General features: G+C 37.8%; 28 protein-coding genes. 4 read left to right on the forward strand and 24 right to left on the reverse strand.

What is annotated here, in order from left to right; all coding sequences use genetic code 11:
• Window positions 1-61: 61 nt before the first annotated feature.
• The gene (locus V7112_RS16175; RefSeq protein WP_335421641.1) at window positions 62-652 is read left to right on the forward strand and encodes a lysophospholipid acyltransferase family protein; all 591 of its coding nucleotides are present in this window, start codon (window positions 62-64) and stop codon (window positions 650-652) included.
• Window positions 653-689: 37 nt separating this feature from the next.
• Here V7112_RS16175 and V7112_RS16180 read toward each other — a convergent pair whose 3' ends face one another.
• Complete coding sequence (locus V7112_RS16180) at window positions 690-1,250, reverse strand: AAA family ATPase (protein ID WP_335421643.1); 561 nt, start codon at window positions 1,248-1,250, stop codon at window positions 690-692.
• A 114-nt stretch (window positions 1,251-1,364) separates the two neighbouring features.
• On the opposite strand from V7112_RS16180, the gene V7112_RS16185 reads away from it, so the two are divergent.
• The gene (locus V7112_RS16185) at window positions 1,365-1,721 is read left to right on the forward strand and encodes a DUF3221 domain-containing protein (RefSeq protein ID WP_335421644.1); all 357 of its coding nucleotides are present in this window, start codon (window positions 1,365-1,367) and stop codon (window positions 1,719-1,721) included.
• 40 nt (window positions 1,722-1,761) lie between these two features.
• Here the strand turns inward: V7112_RS16185 and V7112_RS16190 are convergent, their stop codons facing one another.
• Window positions 1,762-2,994, reverse strand: coding sequence for an MFS transporter (locus V7112_RS16190; protein ID WP_335421646.1), 1,233 nt, complete (start codon window positions 2,992-2,994; stop codon window positions 1,762-1,764).
• Window positions 2,995-3,130: 136 nt separating this feature from the next.
• On the opposite strand from V7112_RS16190, the gene V7112_RS16195 reads away from it, so the two are divergent.
• Complete coding sequence (locus V7112_RS16195) at window positions 3,131-3,607, forward strand: glutathione peroxidase (RefSeq protein WP_335421648.1); 477 nt, start codon at window positions 3,131-3,133, stop codon at window positions 3,605-3,607.
• Here the strand turns inward: V7112_RS16195 and V7112_RS16200 are convergent.
• The gene (locus tag V7112_RS16200) at window positions 3,602-4,108 is read right to left on the reverse strand and encodes a DNA-deoxyinosine glycosylase (RefSeq protein WP_335421650.1); all 507 of its coding nucleotides are present in this window, start codon (window positions 4,106-4,108) and stop codon (window positions 3,602-3,604) included. The two genes, V7112_RS16195 and V7112_RS16200, sit on opposite strands and share 6 nt — an antisense overlap.
• A gap of 292 nt (window positions 4,109-4,400) precedes the next feature.
• Here V7112_RS16200 and V7112_RS16205 point away from each other — a divergent pair, with 292 nt between their 5' ends.
• On the forward strand, window positions 4,401-4,841 hold the full coding sequence (locus tag V7112_RS16205; RefSeq protein WP_335421651.1) for an SRPBCC family protein: 441 nt from the start codon (window positions 4,401-4,403) through the stop codon (window positions 4,839-4,841).
• Here the strand turns inward: V7112_RS16205 and V7112_RS16210 are convergent.
• The 21 genes from V7112_RS16210 to V7112_RS23865 form a co-directional block, all read right to left on the reverse strand.
• Window positions 4,833-5,018, reverse strand: coding sequence for a PspC domain-containing protein (locus V7112_RS16210; RefSeq protein WP_335421653.1), 186 nt, complete (start codon window positions 5,016-5,018; stop codon window positions 4,833-4,835). The genes V7112_RS16205 and V7112_RS16210 overlap by 9 nt on opposite strands.
• Window positions 5,019-5,087: 69 nt before the next feature.
• Window positions 5,088-5,864, reverse strand: a complete 777-nt coding sequence (locus V7112_RS16215) for a TerC family protein (RefSeq protein ID WP_335421655.1) — start codon at window positions 5,862-5,864, stop codon at window positions 5,088-5,090.
• A 126-nt stretch (window positions 5,865-5,990) separates the two neighbouring features.
• A complete protein-coding gene (locus tag V7112_RS16220; RefSeq protein WP_335421657.1) occupies window positions 5,991-6,506 on the reverse strand; it encodes a hypothetical protein in 516 nt (171 codons plus the stop codon).
• 22 nt (window positions 6,507-6,528) lie between these two features.
• Window positions 6,529-6,969, reverse strand: coding sequence for a hypothetical protein (locus V7112_RS16225; protein ID WP_335421659.1), 441 nt, complete (start codon window positions 6,967-6,969; stop codon window positions 6,529-6,531).
• A gap of 11 nt (window positions 6,970-6,980) precedes the next feature.
• Window positions 6,981-7,301 carry a hypothetical protein gene (locus V7112_RS16230; protein ID WP_335421661.1) on the reverse strand — a complete coding sequence of 107 codons (321 nt, stop codon included), beginning with the start codon at window positions 7,299-7,301 and terminating at the stop codon, window positions 6,981-6,983.
• 121 nt (window positions 7,302-7,422) lie between these two features.
• Window positions 7,423-7,788, reverse strand: a complete 366-nt coding sequence (locus tag V7112_RS16235) for an S-Ena type endospore appendage (protein WP_335421663.1) — start codon at window positions 7,786-7,788, stop codon at window positions 7,423-7,425.
• A gap of 165 nt (window positions 7,789-7,953) precedes the next feature.
• Window positions 7,954-8,637, reverse strand: coding sequence for a DUF3600 domain-containing protein (locus V7112_RS16240; RefSeq protein ID WP_335421665.1), 684 nt, complete (start codon window positions 8,635-8,637; stop codon window positions 7,954-7,956).
• Window positions 8,630-9,148 (reverse strand): sigma-70 family RNA polymerase sigma factor, encoded by a 519-nt coding sequence (locus V7112_RS16245; protein ID WP_438823899.1) that lies wholly within the window; start codon window positions 9,146-9,148, stop codon window positions 8,630-8,632. The genes V7112_RS16240 and V7112_RS16245 overlap by 8 nt, the downstream gene beginning before the upstream one ends.
• A 199-nt stretch (window positions 9,149-9,347) precedes the next feature.
• Window positions 9,348-9,908, reverse strand: a complete 561-nt coding sequence (locus tag V7112_RS16250) for a histidine phosphatase family protein (protein ID WP_335421667.1) — start codon at window positions 9,906-9,908, stop codon at window positions 9,348-9,350.
• Between the two features lie 15 nt (window positions 9,909-9,923).
• Window positions 9,924-10,331, reverse strand: coding sequence for a hypothetical protein (locus tag V7112_RS16255; RefSeq protein ID WP_335421669.1), 408 nt, complete (start codon window positions 10,329-10,331; stop codon window positions 9,924-9,926).
• A gap of 74 nt (window positions 10,332-10,405) precedes the next feature.
• The gene (locus V7112_RS16260) at window positions 10,406-10,909 is read right to left on the reverse strand and encodes a GNAT family N-acetyltransferase (protein WP_335421671.1); all 504 of its coding nucleotides are present in this window, start codon (window positions 10,907-10,909) and stop codon (window positions 10,406-10,408) included.
• Window positions 10,910-10,922: 13 nt separating this feature from the next.
• On the reverse strand, window positions 10,923-11,339 hold the full coding sequence (locus V7112_RS16265) for a GNAT family N-acetyltransferase (protein ID WP_335421674.1): 417 nt from the start codon (window positions 11,337-11,339) through the stop codon (window positions 10,923-10,925).
• A gap of 42 nt (window positions 11,340-11,381) precedes the next feature.
• On the reverse strand, window positions 11,382-12,206 hold the full coding sequence (locus tag V7112_RS16270; RefSeq protein WP_335421677.1) for a glycerophosphodiester phosphodiesterase: 825 nt from the start codon (window positions 12,204-12,206) through the stop codon (window positions 11,382-11,384).
• A 117-nt stretch (window positions 12,207-12,323) separates the two neighbouring features.
• Window positions 12,324-12,479 (reverse strand): hypothetical protein, encoded by a 156-nt coding sequence (locus tag V7112_RS16275; protein WP_335421679.1) that lies wholly within the window; start codon window positions 12,477-12,479, stop codon window positions 12,324-12,326.
• Window positions 12,480-12,498: 19 nt separating this feature from the next.
• On the reverse strand, window positions 12,499-13,158 hold the full coding sequence (gene phoU / locus V7112_RS16280) for a phosphate signaling complex protein PhoU (protein ID WP_335421681.1): 660 nt from the start codon (window positions 13,156-13,158) through the stop codon (window positions 12,499-12,501).
• Between the two features lie 19 nt (window positions 13,159-13,177).
• Entirely contained in the window at window positions 13,178-14,008 is an 831-nt protein-coding gene (gene pstB, locus V7112_RS16285; protein WP_335421683.1) for a phosphate ABC transporter ATP-binding protein PstB, read from the reverse strand.
• 274 nt (window positions 14,009-14,282) lie between these two features.
• Entirely contained in the window at window positions 14,283-15,167 is an 885-nt protein-coding gene (gene pstA, locus V7112_RS16290) for a phosphate ABC transporter permease PstA (protein ID WP_335421685.1), read from the reverse strand.
• Window positions 15,168-15,169: 2 nt separating this feature from the next.
• Window positions 15,170-16,108: a phosphate ABC transporter permease subunit PstC gene (pstC, locus tag V7112_RS16295; protein ID WP_335421687.1), complete on the reverse strand. Its 939-nt coding sequence runs from the start codon at window positions 16,106-16,108 to the stop codon at window positions 15,170-15,172.
• Window positions 16,109-16,160: 52 nt separating this feature from the next.
• Window positions 16,161-17,117, reverse strand: a complete 957-nt coding sequence (locus tag V7112_RS16300) for a PstS family phosphate ABC transporter substrate-binding protein (protein ID WP_335421690.1) — start codon at window positions 17,115-17,117, stop codon at window positions 16,161-16,163.
• Window positions 17,118-17,285: 168 nt separating this feature from the next.
• Entirely contained in the window at window positions 17,286-17,798 is a 513-nt protein-coding gene (locus tag V7112_RS16305) for a DUF4352 domain-containing protein (RefSeq protein ID WP_335421692.1), read from the reverse strand.
• A 185-nt stretch (window positions 17,799-17,983) separates the two neighbouring features.
• Window positions 17,984-18,280 (reverse strand): TIGR04104 family putative zinc finger protein, encoded by a 297-nt coding sequence (locus V7112_RS23865; protein WP_438823900.1) that lies wholly within the window; start codon window positions 18,278-18,280, stop codon window positions 17,984-17,986.
• Window positions 18,281-18,288: the final 8 nt, after the last annotated feature.

The raw sequence follows: 18,288 nt of genomic DNA on the forward strand, positions 1-18,288 counted from the left end.
ACCCATAAATTCATGTTATAATTTTACTAGTCTACAAGTTTTTAAGAAGGGGTAAGTCAAAGTGTATCATTTCATTGCAACTTTATTAAAAGGGATCCTTACAGCAACAGGTGGAATTAGGGTAATGAACAAAGAGAAACTGCCAAAGGACGGCGCCTATGTTGTTGCCTGTACACACACAGGTTATATCGATATTTTGTGGTTAGGTGTGTCATTGCTACCACGGCAAATTCATTACATGGCTAAAAAGGAATTATTCACAAACAAACTACTTGGCGGCTTTTTATCAAAGCTAAATGCATTCCCGGTTGACCGTGATAACCCTGGTCCAAGCGTTTTAAAAATTCCATCTAGATTGCTCTCAAAGGGTGAAGTGGTCGGAATATTTCCAAGTGGAACACGTACGAATGAGCAAACTGCGCTTAAACAGGGTGCAATTACGATTGCGCAGCGAAGCAAGGTTCCTGTTGTTCCAGCTGTGTATATTGGTCCAAATACAGTTAAAGAATTATTGAAGTTTAAAAAAGCAAAACTTATCTTTGGTGAGCCAATGTTTATTGCATCACCTGATATGGATGCGAAGCAGGCACGCGATTATTTTACACATGAATTAGAGAGAAAATTAGGGCTGCTTCGTGGTGAGCTAAAATAAGGTAAGCAAACGCTTGGCGACAAAATTTCCAAGCGTTTTATAATTGAAACTTTTCCTTAATCATTCTGGCTACTTCTTCTGCGCTTAGGTTCGTGTTATCTATCCTCAGGTAGTTTTTGAACGTAATTTCACCATCATAAGAATTCAATCGATGTTTCGCCATCGTCTCCTTCATATCATTTTCAGACCATTCAATGTCGCGTTTTTTCGGCTTATGTTCAAGTCGATTTGGTGTTTTATTTCTTTCAAATCTTTCTTCTAAGTCAGCTTCAAGTTCGACATAATAAACGGTCGCCCCTCTTGATTCAAAAAGCTCAGAAAGTCCTTTCACATACTCCCAATCTGATTCGAGATTAAACATCCAAACATATGTGAAAATCATACCGTACAAATCACTTTTTGATACTTCTTCAAAGATTTCCTGACGGAACAATTTAACTAGCCGTTTCCCCTCTTGAGTACTGTAGTCAAAAAAGTGACTTACTAAATCAATTGTCATGTGGTTATGAAAAAGCTTTAAATCTGTGATTTTCGCTAATTCCTGCCCAACCGTCATTTTACCAACTGCTTGCGGACCAAAAATATGTAGAAATTTCATAGGTTTTCCCCTTTTCTTTTTGAATATTCTACCATAACTGTACAAAATATCACGGAATATTTTTATTCGTAACCTTTTGACCTTAATTCACGCCAAATAGGATGAGGTGTTGATATGAAGCGAATTGTTTTTCTTTTTATTTTATTGCTGGTTGGTTGTGGCACGAGTGGTCAAAATGGCAATGTTGAAGACGGTGCTGAGATGACCGTAACCGGCTATGTTCTTGAGATTGGAGAGCGAATTTTGGTAAATGAAAAAATTACTGGAGAAGAGTTTGAGACGAAAACTGAACAGGAAATTCATGATGAGTACTATTTAACAAGTATTTTTTTCAGTGTTAGTTCGGTCGATCAGTCGGTTGTTTCAAAGCTTCAAGTTGGTCAAAAGGTAAAAATTGTAGTTGATGGTAGCATCGCAGAGTCAGCGCCTGCTCAGGCGAAGGCAACTAAGATTGAGATTGTAGATGAATGAGAGCTACGACTTTTTGTGTCGTAGCATTTTTTTTGATTACCTAAACTTCAACCGCCTTCTCCTCAACAAAATACCCTTTTTTCGTTGGCTGGGATACGAGAATAATCACAAACACAGCAACCACCACGCTAATTCCAGATAATGTGACAATCGTGTATCTTAGTGGCAGTAGGTCACCCATGATTCCAATAAATAATAGGAAAACGACAGACACCACACTTTGAAGCACACTGAAAATACTTGTGACACGCCCCATGATTTCCACAGGTACATTGTTTTGATAAAAAGTGTTAAAGCCTGTATTGGAAAAGGCAAAAAAGAAGCCTAAAATGATAAAGCCAGTCGCAGCCATCGCAAAAGAAGATGCGAGGGAGTATATTAAATAACCTGCCGCTAGCATAAAAAGTCCTGTTCCGATAAGTGCGCGAATTGATAGAAGTCTTGAGATAAAAATGACCAATAAACCTCCTGCGGCATAGCCAATCCCCGTGATACTCATGAGAAAGCTATACTCCACCTCAGTTAAACCAATCACCCTTTGCGTAAACACTACCTCCTGCGAATCCATCGCCATTGTAAAAATATCAAATATAATAAAGCTCGAGTATATGGTCATCACAAAGGCTGCCTTTTTGCCAAAGCGGATGACCACTTTCCAATCTTCTAGAAAATTCTTTAATTGAAGTTTTTCTGTTGATTCGCTTTGACTACTATCGATATTGGGCAAAAATGCGATCAGGATTGCTGATATGACAAAGGAAATTGCATTGCTATAAATGGCTATTTCTAGACTACCAATGATAAAAAGCATGCCCGCGATGGCTGGCCCTGTTATAAAGGCACCAGAAGAGACCAAGCTTCTAATCGAATTAAAGGTCTTTCGCTGTTCTACTGGAATAAGGGCTGTAATATAGGTAGTTGATGTTGGATTGAAAAAGGATTTTGCTACACTAATGACAAATAACAATGCGTAGATCATCCAGATACTTGGAAGTAGTGGGATAATAGCTACTGCAATGGCCCGAACGATATCGGTGATGATCATGATTCTCCGTTTATTCGAGCGATCAATGATGCTCCCCGACCACCCATTTACAAGGATTGACGTGATGGGTCCAACAACCCAAAGAGCAGCAACTGCCGCTGCCGATCCTGTCATTTTTAAAACTAATAGATTAATAGCTATAAGATAAATAAAATCACCTAAAGAGGATAATCCCAGCCCGGCTAAAAGCAATGTAGGGAACTTCCATCTTTCAACTAGCTGCTTCATTTGCCACCCTCATTTTCAAAAGATTTCTTCTCTACTGAATATTACATGAAAACACGTTAGAAAAGTAGTCCAAACTTGAATCTAGTACTTGTATCATTTACTATTGTGGTAATTCGTACATAAGGGAGTGGGAAACATGGCAAATGTGTATGATTTTAATGTAAAAATGACAAACGGAGAAATGAAGTCACTCAAGGAATATGAGGGGAAGCCACTTTTAATTGTTAACACCGCAAGCAAATGCGGGTTCACACCGCAATTTAAGGGATTGCAGGGGCTTTATGAAAAATATCAAAAGGATGGCTTGGTTGTTCTTGGGTTCCCGTGTGCTCAGTTTGGGAATCAGGAATTCGAAGAAATCGAGGAGACGACCTCTTTTTGCGAGACAAATTATGGGGTGACCTTCCCAATGTTTGCAAAAATTGACGTGAATGGTGAGAATGCAGATCCATTATTTCAATTTTTAAAGGACGAACAAAAAGGGTTATTGTCAAAAGCGATCAAATGGAATTTTACAAAGTTTTTAGTGAATCGCAATGGGCAGGTTGTGGAACGCTATGCCCCACAAACCGAGCCTGAAAAAATTGAGGAATACATCGAAAAGGTGTTATAGATATGCCCTTATGATTTTCCACTCTTGGAGCTTGCCTTCAAGAGTTTTGTTGTATTTACCAGGAACAGGGCTCGTGGACGGAAGCTTAATGACCTCAATCCCTGGAAAGCGTTCTAGCCCGATGTATTTTTGATAGCTTTTATATGATTTTGTTCCATTACAAACGATTAAGCGAAGGCTCGGGTGTTTTTTTACGAAACTCTCAATTTCGTTTGGCTCTTCGTTTTTAATATGGGAGTCCAAACTTCCTTCCCGATGGCAGCTATATAGCACATCCCAAAGAGCTATTTTTCGATCCTTTAAAAATGCAAGCTTTTCCGCATAGTCAATTATTTCGTGACTGTCAAATAGCTGGAACATGATTTTCCAAAAATGATTGTGTTTGTTGCCATAGTACTCTTGCTTCCTTAGTGATTCCACACTTGGCATCGATCCAAGGATCAGTACTTCCGGGTTCTCGCCAACTACAGGTTCCAGCCCAATAATTCTCTCCACAAGCATCACCTTTTCTGTTATGATCAAATACGACTTGACGTATTTGCGCCCGATTTTTTTCGAGCTTGCTCGAAAAATTTCCTTTGAAAAATCGTGGCATCCGCCGGAGGCTTTAGGCCCACACGATGTGGGTCACTCAGACGTTGTCACAGGATGTGACGTTCTTAGTCTGAGTTCCTTAATTTCATCATGGGTTCGAACTAAAGCTGAATTATTACTCTTATTACGTTCAATCCACAGATATAAGGTGCTCCGTAGAATAAAGTTAAATCTATCATATCATTCGAGGTAATCTAATATGAAACAATCAATCGTTATCAAAGCACCGATTACATATGTATTTGACTGTATTGCAACCGCTAGTTTGCGGGAGAAATGGTTTCCGAACGTGACTTCGATTCGTTATTCTAACCCAAAGGGTGATTCGAAAACAGGAGCTTCCTTTCAACTGACGGCCGAGGAAGGAAAAGAACATGTTTCGTTACATGGGAGAAATAAGGAGATCAGCAGACCCTCGCTCTTCGCGTTCGAACTAGAATCGCAAACCTATATCATGACTTTTTCGTATCGTCTGCAGCAGCAGGGTGACCACACCGTCGTCGAGCAAGATTATGAAACCAAGTATCATCGTCCAGTTATGAATGTGATTGAAAAGCTTTTTAAAAGCTCAACAAAACAAACTGGTGGGCTTGTTCTAAAAAGTTTGGCTGATTTTTGTGAAGCCAGCGAATCAATATAACGACCGAGGGCTCTCAGCCATCGTGTTAGCAAGAATAATGTAGATCAATAAATTCGCAGGCAATAGGATAAAGATGAGTCTCACTGCCAAAGAAGATATTCCTAAATACTCCGCGATACCCCCACAGACACCCAATATCGACTTATCTGTTGACGATTTTTTTAATTTTTGGTTCAATCCAATCCCCCTCTTGAAAAAAGGTACTTCTCCTTCTTGAGGAAAAGTACCTACTCACTTTTATCCTCTTTATGAGGCTTTATCTCTCGGATGATTCTTATTACTAGGTGCAAACCAACCGAATAGTGCAATTCCGACTAATACTGCATAGAAAATGAGTGTCCAACCGGTACTATGAGGAAAGTGAGGATTTAAGACACCAATATCCTCATGTGCAAGTGTTATAACGGCAAGTTTGACACCGACCCAAGCTACAATCGCATAAGCAGTTGTTTCAAGTGCAGGACGTTTTTCAAGAAGCTGCACAAACCAGGTTGCTGCAAACTTGATTAGGATCAAACCAGCAATTCCTCCTAGAACCACAACAATAAATTGTCCTCCATCCATACCACCAAAATCGCCTAGTGGTGAATCTGGAAGCCCAAGTGCAAGAGCAACTGCAGCTAAAATCGAATCGATCGCAAAAGCGAGGTCAGCTAATGCAATTTTTCCCGTTGTCGGCCAGAAACCTTTGCCGGCTGCTTCCTTCTCGTCGTCCTTATGAATATTCTTATTGTCTTTTCCAAACTTTGCTTGGATGATATGCTTTAACCCTAGGTAAAGGAGATAGAGAGCACCTATCGCCTGTATTTGCCAAACGTTTGCGATAAATGAAATGGCAAAGAGTGCACCAAACCGGAATACAAAGGCCATAATGATTCCGTAATTTATCGCTCGCTTTTTCTGATCTTCTGGTAAATGTCTGGCTATAACTGCTAAAACAAGGGCATTATCAGCTGATAACAATCCTTCTAAGCCGATCAAAATCAATAAAGCCCAGGCATATTCTAGCCATATTGTATCCATTCGTTTCGCTCCTATCGTGACTAAGAATGTCATTCAAAATTGTCACTACCATTAGATTTTCCCTTAATAAAAGAGCTATCCTTTCATTTTCAAAAGGATGCAATTACCAGAACCAATAAGATAAAGTTAGTAAATAATATAGTCTGTGGCATCATTGGCAAAATCCATCACCCAGATAAGTCCCATGAATAAAATCCATATGAGAATGGGAAGGGCTAAACCCATGAATGCTTGGCTCCATTTGTATTGATTTTTCCTTTTTCGTAAAATGCGGTCTATCATATAAAACAGGAGGGCTGCACTTAAACTAACCCATTTAAGAATGGAACCGAATAGTAAATGTAAAATTACGGACAAATAAGGTTCCATACCTTTTATACTGTTTCTTGAAATGAATCCTGATAGGAAGTCGCTTATGATGGATGATACCGTTCCATAAACGAAGATGACTGGAAAGCAGAACATGAGGTAGATTGGAACAGATGTTGTAAAACCTAACAAATAATCATTTATTGAATTGATTTCACTTCCAAAAGGACTTGGAACAACTAAGCCAAATAAGACTGCAAACAGAGAACCTGTGATAGAAGCAGTGAGTAGTTTTCTTGGTAATACGTGATTTATTTTTTCGATAAATGTCAAATCCATCAACCCTATCCAAAAATTACCTTTGTTTTGAGCGTAACACAGTTACCCAAACGGATACAATAAGAACAATTCCGACAATCACCCAAAAATTAAAGCTCATAAATATATTTTTAAAACTAAAGAGAGCATCGTGGACATGGACTGCTTTTACATAGTGGTCTTCTTCAGTTTCAACGGCAATTGCTTCATTGATTGAAATACCCTCAATTTCATAATAACGAGTACCAATCTCATAGTAGTTTGATGCATTACCGTAATAGTCCCCGCTTTGCTCATCGGGTTTTGTTTTCACTTTTCCAATCACGTTCCCTAACTCATTTTGTTGGAGTGGCAAATCTTCATTTACTTCATATACTTTCCCATCATGAACGACAAAAGCATAAGCCCAACTAAGAGCACCGGCAATACTTGAAGTAAACAATAAAAATACGAAAGTTATACAAAGAGTTTTTTTCATACATTTCCCCTCTAATTTAGATTCCCTAAATAGTACAAAACAAAATACATTCCAAAGCATAGAATCGAACCGATTAAAAATGGACTAATTTTTAATGTCATTTTCTCGTGCTGTGGTTTATAGCTCCCCAAGAGCATATCAAATACAGCTGCTTGACTACTCTTAGCCAAGACATCCCCTGTGGAACTCATTAAAAATGCCAATATGATGAGAATACAAGAGCCGAGGAACATCGTATTGACTAGATTTGTATCAAAATAAAGCGAGATACCGTAAAGCGCGCTTAATTCTATAACTAATACTAAAAAAACAAGGATGATATATCTTTTCAAGAAACTCACTCCCCTTTTATATATATTTACGAATATAATTGGCAGAAGTTTCGGATTTTTATATTTTTTCTCACAAAAAAAAGCGCTGACCCTTCATAGATCAACGCTTACAAGATTTTGACTATTCCTTCGAAGAACTTAACCTAACATCTAAACTAAATTTACCCTCGATCGTGCTTTGGTTGATTCGAGATACTCGAATTAGTTCGGCCTGATCAACCGTACCAGAGCTCGTATTACCGGGTGGAACATTGAAAAAAAGAGTGGTACCATCCTTTCTGAACGCTCGAACCGTTATGGAATCAGTACTTGCAGAGCTATTGTGGACAGAAACAAATACAGTTGCATCTTTTTCATGGTAAACTTCCCAAATATCTAAACTTGGGACCTGATTATTTAGTTGAAGGTCCCCAGTAATATTCCCACTGTCTTTTTCAAGTTTACGGAAAACATTATTTTTTTGGGGGGTTTTCTTTTTCTTTGACACTTTTCCTACACCTCTTCCCACACATATTTCTTTATCCTATGTGTCTAGAAGTTTAGTGGCTTGGACGAATAGCTTAAGGAAATAGACCAAATTGGGAGAATGATATAATAGAATTGCCTAAAAAGTAAGTGATGAGCATACTGCCTATTTTTTAAAGCTAATAGGTTACTCTCCTAATTGTTTATCATTTACATACATGAGGAAGGCTTGTGCTTTTGTAAATTCACCTTGTAATTCAGCGGGAATTTTTTCAATTTCACTCGAATCTTTTATATCACTTTGGGCCATTATTTGTTCATATGTTATGAGTGCATTAATATATTCCTTATATTGGGAAGATGTTAACACCTTTTTACTCGACGGCTGATTATTCAATTTATCAAAATAAGGTTGAATTTCAAACATCACTAATTTGACTTCGTCTAGTTTCTCAGCTGGGATTTGAGAGTAATCAACGTAGCCGTACCGATTTCCATACTCGAGCTTAGAAGCGGTAATTACTTTTACAAGTTGTTTAAAGTGGCTGTATTCCTCAGGTTTCATGTCACCCTTCGCCTGAGCTAATTTCGCATCAAGCAGCATGTAGCTCTCCATCGTTGCACTCCCAATATGTTTTTTAAGATTTACGAATGAACCATAAAATTCATCAGGAAGGAATGTTTGATAAGCAAATGCACTTGTTGGAACGATGATTGCCACTGCTAAAGCGCAAACAGCTAAGCGTTTTCTAACGTATTTCTTAATTTTCCCCTCCATTTCTGATTTTGCTCTTTTTACACCGATTCTACTTACCTTGTGGAGTTCCTCAGGTATTTCGATATTGACTAACTCTGTTTTTAATTTATTCATCATTACTAGCCTCCTTAAAAATTTTACGGAGTTTATGTAGGGCTCGGTATAAAACTGATTTTGCCGTACCAAGGGGAATATCTAGAATTTCAGCGATTTCTTTTAATGTCCGATCATGATAAAACCTAAGTAAAATCACGCTCTTTTCATCTTCCTGCAAAACATCTATTAATTCCTTTAATGTGAGGTCAAGTAGCAAATCCTTATCCTCTGCACCAATGAACACCTCAAAATCGGGTTTAAGTTGAACGACCTTTTTATTTCTTCGCAGGATGTTGATTGCACAGTTGATTGTAATCTTTATCAACCATGTTTTAAAATACTCCGGATTTTTGAGTGTATCGATTTTTTTAAATGACTGGTAAGCAAGCTCTTGAACGACGTCCAATGCATCATCTTTATTTTTCACATATACAAAAGCCATTCGATAGATATCCTCTTCAAATTGTTGGAAAAGCTTCAAAAAGGCCTTGTCATTCCCTTTTTGTGCTTTTTTCACTAAGCGAATCAACCAATTCACCCTTTCTTTTTTCGTTCTACACCTATTAGACAATCGAAGATCTCATTTGGCTTAAAAATCTTTTATAAAAATAAATAAGCGTTAATCCGTAATTGGACAAACGCTCTCATCCTAGCTTATTCCTTATTCCCTTTTTTAAGTTTTTCTTGCTCTCAGAATAATGCATAGGATAGTTTTCTTTCGTTAATGATTAATCTTTTTGTGAAGTTGATGAACTGTTCCAAATCCGTTCAAGGGTAATTTGTTGATCTTGTTTTAGAATATATACATCTGGGTTGCTCAGTGTTACCCATTGCTCAAATCCGAAGCTTTTATTGTAATGGTTTAATAGCAATGACATTAAGCCCCCATGTGTGACTATAATTGTATGTTCAGCATCACTTTTCAAAACATCGTCGACAACTTCAATAATTCGATTTGCGGCCTCTCGGCTAGATTCTCCGCCTTCATATATAAGGTCAAAATCCTCATATGTAGCTCTTAATTTTTCAAACCAATCTGGCATATTCGTTGAACTTAATACACGTTCGGCTAATTGTTGATTCGTTTCAATCTCAACATTTAATTCATTCGCGAGTGGCTGAATCGTTTGAATAGCCCGATTGAACGGACTTGAAATGATTCGATCAACTTTCCTGTCATTAAAAAAGGCAGCTAGTTCAACGGCTTGGTTTTGGCCTTTTTCTGTGAGGGGAGCTTCCGGTTCCTGTCCCTCTGCTTGGCAATGCCTGATCATATAGATGGTTTTCATAAATATCCCTCCATTTTATGAATGAATCAGTTCTTCTACTTCTCTGACGAGCATCCACTTTCCATCGGAACGTTGCCACGTTTCAATCGTGAAAAGCCTTGAAATCACCTTATCATTTTTTTCAATTAACAGTTCGTAGAAGACGGCTGCATTCTCGGCATCCTTCATACGAATCACACGATTTTTGAATTTCTTTTTAGCTCCTAGCAGCTGCTTTACGGATTCACGCATGCCACTAATCGCTTCTTCCCTACTAAATAACATTGGTTTTTCATCAGAACCATTAAAAAACGTAACATAATAGCCCTCCGCCATTCTTTCTAAACGAGATGTGTCCCCTGTTTCCATCGCTTTGTTCCAATCTATGATGAATTCATCATGCATCTGAGTAATCTCAGCTAATTGATTTTCTACTTTTAACACAATAGCTCTCCCCTTTAAGAACCTTTTATTTGTATGTTTAATTCTACAAAAAAGGTGTGAATCCTTCTTGGATATCACACCTTCAAAAGCTTTGACATATAAAATTCATCGACAAATACACCGTTGATAAGTAAAGAATGCCTTTTGGTGCCTTCGATTTCAAATCCCATCTTTTTATATAAAGATAAACCTGCTGCATTTTGAGTCACAACGGTTAACTCCAAACGATGGATTTGATGGGTTAAGGCCCATTTTTCGAGTTCATTAAATAATTGGGTACCTACACCTTTTCCTCTTGATTCCTTCAAGATTCCGATAACGATGTACACTGAATGTTTGTTTTTCCTTGCATTGCCGCCAATCGCCATTAAAAAACCAATTAGTTTATTTCCCTCTTCTGCAACAAAAATCGTCGAGTTCTCTTCTGCACCGATCCTTTCAATCATTTTTCGTTGCTGTTCAGGGTTTACTTTCCTCTCACCCGCTTCCCAAAGCATAAATTCTGAAGTTTCTTCAACTCGCTCGGTGATCTTAGCAAATTCCCCGGCATCTGCGGGTGTGATTTCTCGAACTAGCACAATCCTTCTCCCCCTAATTTTTCAAATCCTTCTCCATTATAACGTAGGATTTACCACCTTTTGTAAAAGTAAAGGTCGTTTCCTGTAAACCAAACTTCTTATAAAAATCCACCTTATTCTTCCTAGCATTACACCAAATTCTCTTCAGGTCGCGATTCTTTGCTTCCTTTATCACATAGTCTAACAATCTACTTCCGTATCCCTTACCTTGTTCTGCTTGAAGTGTCGCAAATTTACGAAATTGAGCCTCATTATGATTAGTAAAAACGGAGATAACAGAAATTAGCTTATCTTCTACAAAAAGACCAAAATCAAACCCCACATCATCTTCATCTACTTTTATGTAATCAAAGTCCCGATCTGGCCACATGACTTTATGCCTGACTTCCCAAGCTATTTCCTTTTTAATTTTTGTTATTGTGATTCCCATAGTCCCCTCCTAGTGGGACAGAGGGACAGGTACGTTGTCCCATCATAATCCCTTCGTATATTGGATGTAATCTGTAAAGTAACCATCAACCTGGAATTCTTTTAGCCTCGTTTGTTCTGTTTTTTGGGTCTTCTTATTTGTAAAATAAACATGCACTAATATTCCTTTGTTGTGTAATTTCTTTACAATTCGGTGTGTGACATCGCTTGATTCTATACCTACAATCGGATAGTTTGATGATATAGCCCTATTTAAATCAAATTTGCCTTTTTTAAATAATAGTGTAAGTGGAAGATCAGGTGCTAACGATTTAATTTTTTCTAGACTTTTAGTAGAGAAGGATTGAAGGATGACCCTTTGATTATCAAGTAGGTTATATTCTTTTAAGAGTTCAATTAATTTATCCTCCATGGCTAACTGATTATTCACAAGTCTTGTTTCAATATAAAAATTCTCAGTGTCCGAAAAAGAGTCAAAAATTTCGCTTAATGTAGGGATTTCCTCAAATACCTTTTTATGATTGAAAGTCGACATTGTCTTGAAATTTTTTAGTTCTTCTAGCGTATAATCTGAAACCTTCCCTTCTCCGTTTGTTGTTCGATTGATGGCATCATCATGCATGGCCACAAGCTCTCCATCTTTTGTCATTCGCAAATCAATTTCTAAATAATCAACACCGTCTTCAGAAGCAATTTTATAGGCTGTTAATGTATGTTCATTAAACCGATCATTTGCTCCTCTATGTGCAATGATCAAAGGTTCACCCACGATGTTCACAGGTTCTTCTTTACGATCTGGTATCGCCATTGCGATGGTTGCAAATCCGAGGCTGATTAACAATGTAAGAATCAAATATCTTTTTATCAACCTAGACCTCCTTAACGTTTTTTGATTTTCATTTAACTCCATTTAAACATATTAAAAACCAGTCTAACCACCTATTAAAACAAAAAATGCTTGATTACCCAAGCATTTTTTTCTTTACTATTCATTATCTGTATCCTGATTCTCCAAGACAAGTGCAGTGTTATTATTAGCTATGAGAGAGTCGACATCAAAGGAATCGTTATCTTCCTCACCTCTCAGTATTTGGTTAATCTTAATATTAGCTGATTCAGCTTCTGATTTCCTGTCTTTCATTGCAAATCCTCCTAATTCTCTATTGGTTTAAATCATATCTTTTCCCTTTTTTTAAATAGAGGACGCTTTCTGAAATATTGGTTGAATGATCTGCAACCCTTTCAACATTTCTACAAATAAATAGCAATTGTGTAATTTGCGAAATGTATTCAGGTTTTTGGGTCATTAGCTCTAATAATTCCTTATTCAGTCGTCCGTACGCCTCATCTACTTCGTCATCCACCTTTGCAACATTTTTAGCAAGTTCAGTATCCTCTTCACTATATGCTTTGAGAGAATCAGAAACCATTTTATTTGCTACCACTGCGATTCGTGGTATTTCCTCAATTGGCTTAATCAGTTGTTCAGTTCCAATTCGGATGACAGATTTAGCCATATTTACTGCTAAATCTCCGATTCGTTCAAGATCTGAGGAAATTTTAATTGCAACAATAACTCTTCTAAGGTCAACTGCTACAGGTGATTGCTGTGCGATTAACAAACTAGCTTTATCATTAATTTCCTCTTCCATAATATTTAGCTGAGTGTCATTTTCGATGATTTTTAACGCTTTGTCTACATCTTGATCCTTAAGAGCTTCAATTGCTTTTCCCACTGCTTCTTGTGCCTGGCTTCCTAATTGCATGATCATTTCTTTTAACTCATTTAGCTCCGCTTGAAACGCCGCTCGTACTGTCATTAGAATACTCCCCCCATATTTATCCGAAACGACCAGTGATATAATCTTCTGTTTCCTTTTTATCTGGGTTCGAAAACATTTTGCTTGTATTTGTAAACTCAATGACTTCACCACTCAAGAAAAATGCTGTTTTTTCTGAGATTCTTGCAGCTTGTTGCATATTATGAGTCACAATGATGATACTATAATTCTTTTTCAATTCTTGAACCAAATCTTCCACTTTTAACGTAGAGATTGGATCAAGCGCTGAGGTTGGTTCGTCCATTAGGATGACATCAGGTTCAATCGCCAAACATCTCGCAATACAAAGACGCTGCTGTTGCCCCCCAGACATTCCATAGGCATTTTCTTTCAAACGATCCTTGACCTCATCCCATATCGCTGCACCTCGCAGACTTTTTTCAACAATTTCATCTAACACTTTCTTATTACGAATCCCATGAATTCGCGGTCCATATGCTATATTTTCGTATATTGATTTTGGAAATGGATTCGGTTTCTGAAACACCATTCCCACATTCGTTCTTAAAGCTTCAACAGGATAAGATTTATTAAAAATATTTTTACCTCTGTACAATATTTCACCAGAAGTACGAACAATGGGTATTAATTCAACCATTCTGTTTAAGGTTTTAAGGTATGTAGATTTCCCGCAGCCCGAGGGGCCAATAATGGCCGTCACTTCATTTTCTGCAATTTGAAGGTTAATTTCCTTCAAGGCTTGATTTTCGCCATACCACAAGTTTAAATTCTTTGTATCATAGACAATTTTTTTATTTGTATTCGTTGGCTCGGTCTTTTTATTGATTCCTTGCACAAATTTCTTCTTATTTTCAGTTTCAACTGGCATTTTATCTTTCCTCCAGTAGCTAATAAAATCAAATGAGCCTTGGCTTATTTGCGCCCGATTTTAGGCCCACAGGAAGTGGGTCATAAAGACGTTGCCACAGGAAGTGGCGTTTTTAGTCTTTGATCTTACTGTTCGAAAAATTTCCTTAAAAAAATCGAGGCATCCGCCGGAGGCTTTAACTTTATTCAGCAAGGGTTTATACCCCTATGAATTATAAACTCTTAACGCATTTATCCCACCGCTCATAAATGTGAAAGATCTCTGCTGAATAAAGTTAATACCGTTTTTGAAATTTATTTCGGATGATCACTGCAATAGAGTTCATAATCAAGAGTATTAAAAGCAGGATTATTATTGTTGCAGCTGCTAAGTTCGCATATTCAGCCACTAAAGCTGAGTCTAATGTCCAATAATAAATTTGGATTGGTAACACAGTAAACTTGTCGAAAATGGAATTTGGCAATGGAATTAAAAGCGCTGGAATTCCAACTACAACAAGTGGGGCTGTTTCACCAACTGCGCGTGATAAAGCTAAAATAACACCGGTTAAGATTCCTGGTATTGCAGCAGGAAGTACAACCTTTTTTATGGTTTGCCACTTTGTTGCTCCCATACCATAGGACGCTTCCCGCAAAAATTGAGGAACCGCTCGGAGTGCCTCCTGGCTCGCCACCACTACGATGGGCAGCACGAGGAGTGACATCGTCAAACCACCAGCAAGTACAATATTGCCGAGGCCCATCGTTCTTACAAAGACAGTCATACCAAGAATACCAAAAACAATAGAAGGAACACCCGCTAAATTTGCAATATTGGTTTGAATAAAGGATTGCAACCTACCTTTCGTTGCGTATTCCTCTAGATAAATCGCCGTACCTATCCCAAGGAACATCGTAACTGGCCCAACAACAACCATCAACCACACTGTTCCTAAAATGGCACCCATAATCCCTGCTCTACCTGGATCTGTGGATAATTTATTAGTAATAAAATCCAAATTAATCCAACCAAGCCCATCCGATAATACACGGTAAAACAACAAAAATAGAACAACGAGTCCGATTAATGTGGATAAAAGGAAGATAATTTTCGTTATTCGATTCGTAACAAGTCGAGCACCCATTTTTTTCTGAACTTGCTCTGCATCCACATATTTCATAATTAATACCCCTCCCTAAATTTTTTAGAGATATATTGGGCAATAAGATTCATAATTAACGTAAATACAAATAACGTGATTGCAACAGCATATAAGCTATAGTATAAGGTTGATCCTGCTGCTGCTTCACCGCCTGTTACCTCAACAATATAAGCGGTCATAGTTTGCATAGATTGCGTAACATCAAACGTAAAGTTTTTCGAACTTCCACTTGCAATTGTGACAATCATAGTTTCACCAATAGCTCTAGAAATCCCGAGTACAAAGGATGCGATAATTCCAGACATCGCAGCAGGGATTACTACTCGCCATGTTACCTCGAGCTTTGTTGCCCCTAGTGCCAAAGCTCCCTCCCTCATTGCATTTGGCACAGAGCTCATCGCATCTTCAGAGAGGGACGCAATCATAGGAATAATCATGACTCCCATTACAAGACCTGGACTTAATATATTAGTTGGTTCTAAACCAGGAATAAACGCTTGCAATAAAGGCGTAACAAAGGTAAATGCAAAAAACCCGTACACAATGGTCGGTATTCCTGCTAATACTTCTAGGAGTGGTTTTAATGTTTTTCTTACTTTTTCAGAGGCATATTCACTTAAATAAATTGCCGACATGATTCCAATCGGTATCGCAACAAGCATGGCAATCGTTGAAGATATAACAGTACCCGTTAACAATGGTAAAATTCCAAATTTCGCATTAGCACCCAATGGCTTTAATTCGGTCCCTGTAAAGAAATCAAGGAAGGGTACATCTCTAAAAAAATGCACCGCTTCACTTAATAGGGTATATAGGATACCAATTGTCGTAAGAATTGAGATGACCGCGATAATCAACAAAAATCTAGGCATAAACCTTTCAGTTACATTTTTAATACTTACTGCTTTTTGTTTTTCTTGGATCATCTCTCTTACACTTAATTCCCTTTGATTTCCCATCTCCTTACCTCCCTTTTATGCATAATTATAAAAAGATCGCTTGTCTGGTCAATTACTGCTGTTTTAATCCTTCCAAATAATCAACAGATGCCTGAAGTTCCTCTGATGGTAACGGCGCAAATCCAGTTTCTGCTGCAACTGTTTCTGCATTCTTCATCGCATAGATAGCAAAATCTAGAACCTGTGGCTTCTCTTGAGCATTTCCCTCGTTCAAATAGGTAAATACTGGACGAGTAAATGGGGCGTATGCACCGTCTTCTTTAATCGTGTCAAGAGTTGGTTCTACCGGACCATTACCAAAATCAATTTTTATCGCATTTAATTTATCCGTGTTGCTTGCATAGTAGCCATATCCAAAAAACGCAATTGCATTTTTATCTTTTGTTACCAAGTCTACTAAGGTCGCATAATCCTGTTGTAGATTAATCCCTTCTGCGAGGTCTTGTTCTTTCATGATGGTCTCCCAAAAGAATTCGTATGTACCATGGTTTTCATTTGGACCATATCTTTTTATCGGTTCGTTAGGGAATCCTTCTCGAACATCTGACCAATTCTTTTTACCTGCACTCGCAAGGAATATGTCGACAACTTCCTGCTGTGTAAGCTCTGTCGCCCAATCATTTTCCTTATTAACGACAATCGTTATTCCATCAAGTGCAACCTTCAATTCCTTCACTGTTATTCCTAGTTCCTCAGCTTTAACAAGCTCTTCCTCTTTTATTTTTCGAGAGGCATCATTGAAATCTGTACCGCCACCTTCTACTAGGAACTTTTTAAAGCCTGCACTTGTCCCTGCACGACTTACTTCAACAGAAACGTTTTCCTGTTCATTAATCATGTAATCTTCTGCGAGCCTCGACATTAACGGAAAAACGGTTCCGGAGCCATCGATTACGACACTACCTTCTAATCCTCCACCAGTGCCATTATTGTTTCCGCCACCACATGCACCTAATATAAGGAGTACTATTGCCAGCATAATGATTTTTATTGTTCTCCAATATTTCATTAGAATCACCCTATCTATTTTTTGTCTCTCTTACATTTCCCACTAAAAAGGTAATTTATTAAAGCTGCATAAAAATAAATATCCACATTGGAGTTAACAGTTTTTTAAATAAAAAGAAGCATTGATCCTTTTAGACCAATGCTTCCTCATATCTATATTTATCTGTTTTTATTGAAAATCGTCGGAAGTTAGACTCCATTCAAGCTTGTTAGGGTCTGTTTTTCCACCGAGTAAGATTGTATAGGTTTCAGATTCTCGCGCATCAAATATTATTTCACCCGTAATCGAATCGCCTTCCTTCATTTCTCCCGAAATTTGGGTACCAAAACTGAATTCCTTTCCAGGCGTTACATTGTTCCAGTTAACAACATCGTCTACAAAGATTTTAAATGGTAGTGTTTTATCTACTGTTACCGCCTGTGAAGAGCGGCTTGTTACCGTTGCATTTGCGACAACGTATGTACCTCTAAGGGCCTTTTCACCATCTTCTCCAGTTTCATATTTTACACTGTTTATCGTTACCTCAAAATCACCTGATGTGGTTTTGAAAAGACCGGTCTCTCCTATTGTTAAGGTTCCATCCTCGCTAATCCCGTCTCCTCCAGTTTCTGAACTTCCACCACAGGCACTAAGTAATAACACCAGTAAAATAAGCACAGACCAAAAACTAAATTTTTTCATCCCCCAAACCCCCTTTTTATTTATAAAAAATTGATAATATTCAGAAATATTATATCAAAAGTCTTGGACTAATTAAAGCTATTACGATGCATTATTGCTAAAAAAACATTGAACTGAAATGCAGCAGCCAAGAAATAACTGCATTTCAGCATCAGCTTAAAAACTCAGAGCACCGTTAACTTCAATCAGAATAAAGGCTCTTCTTTATTAGAAAGCTCAAGATAAAAAGGATAAATCACAATAAAAAGGGTCAAATAACCTAACAGAATAAAAAGCAGCATTAGATGAGAACCAAAATAGGAATTTAAGAGTGACAAAAAAGGCGCTATGAAAACAATAGCAGCGGTTCTCTTTCTAGTGCGGAGGGAAATGTATTGCTTTTCCCCACAAGATGGGCAGATCAAAGCCCTTTTAAATGTTAATGATTTATTTAGGGTTTGTTTCCAACTCCATGTTTCATTACACTTCTGGCATGTAGGCATTTGACTGG

The sequence above is a fragment of the Bacillus sp. JJ1566 genome (assembly GCF_036962685.1).
In the GTDB taxonomy this organism is placed as follows: domain Bacteria; phylum Bacillota; class Bacilli; order Bacillales; family Bacillaceae_L; genus Ferdinandcohnia.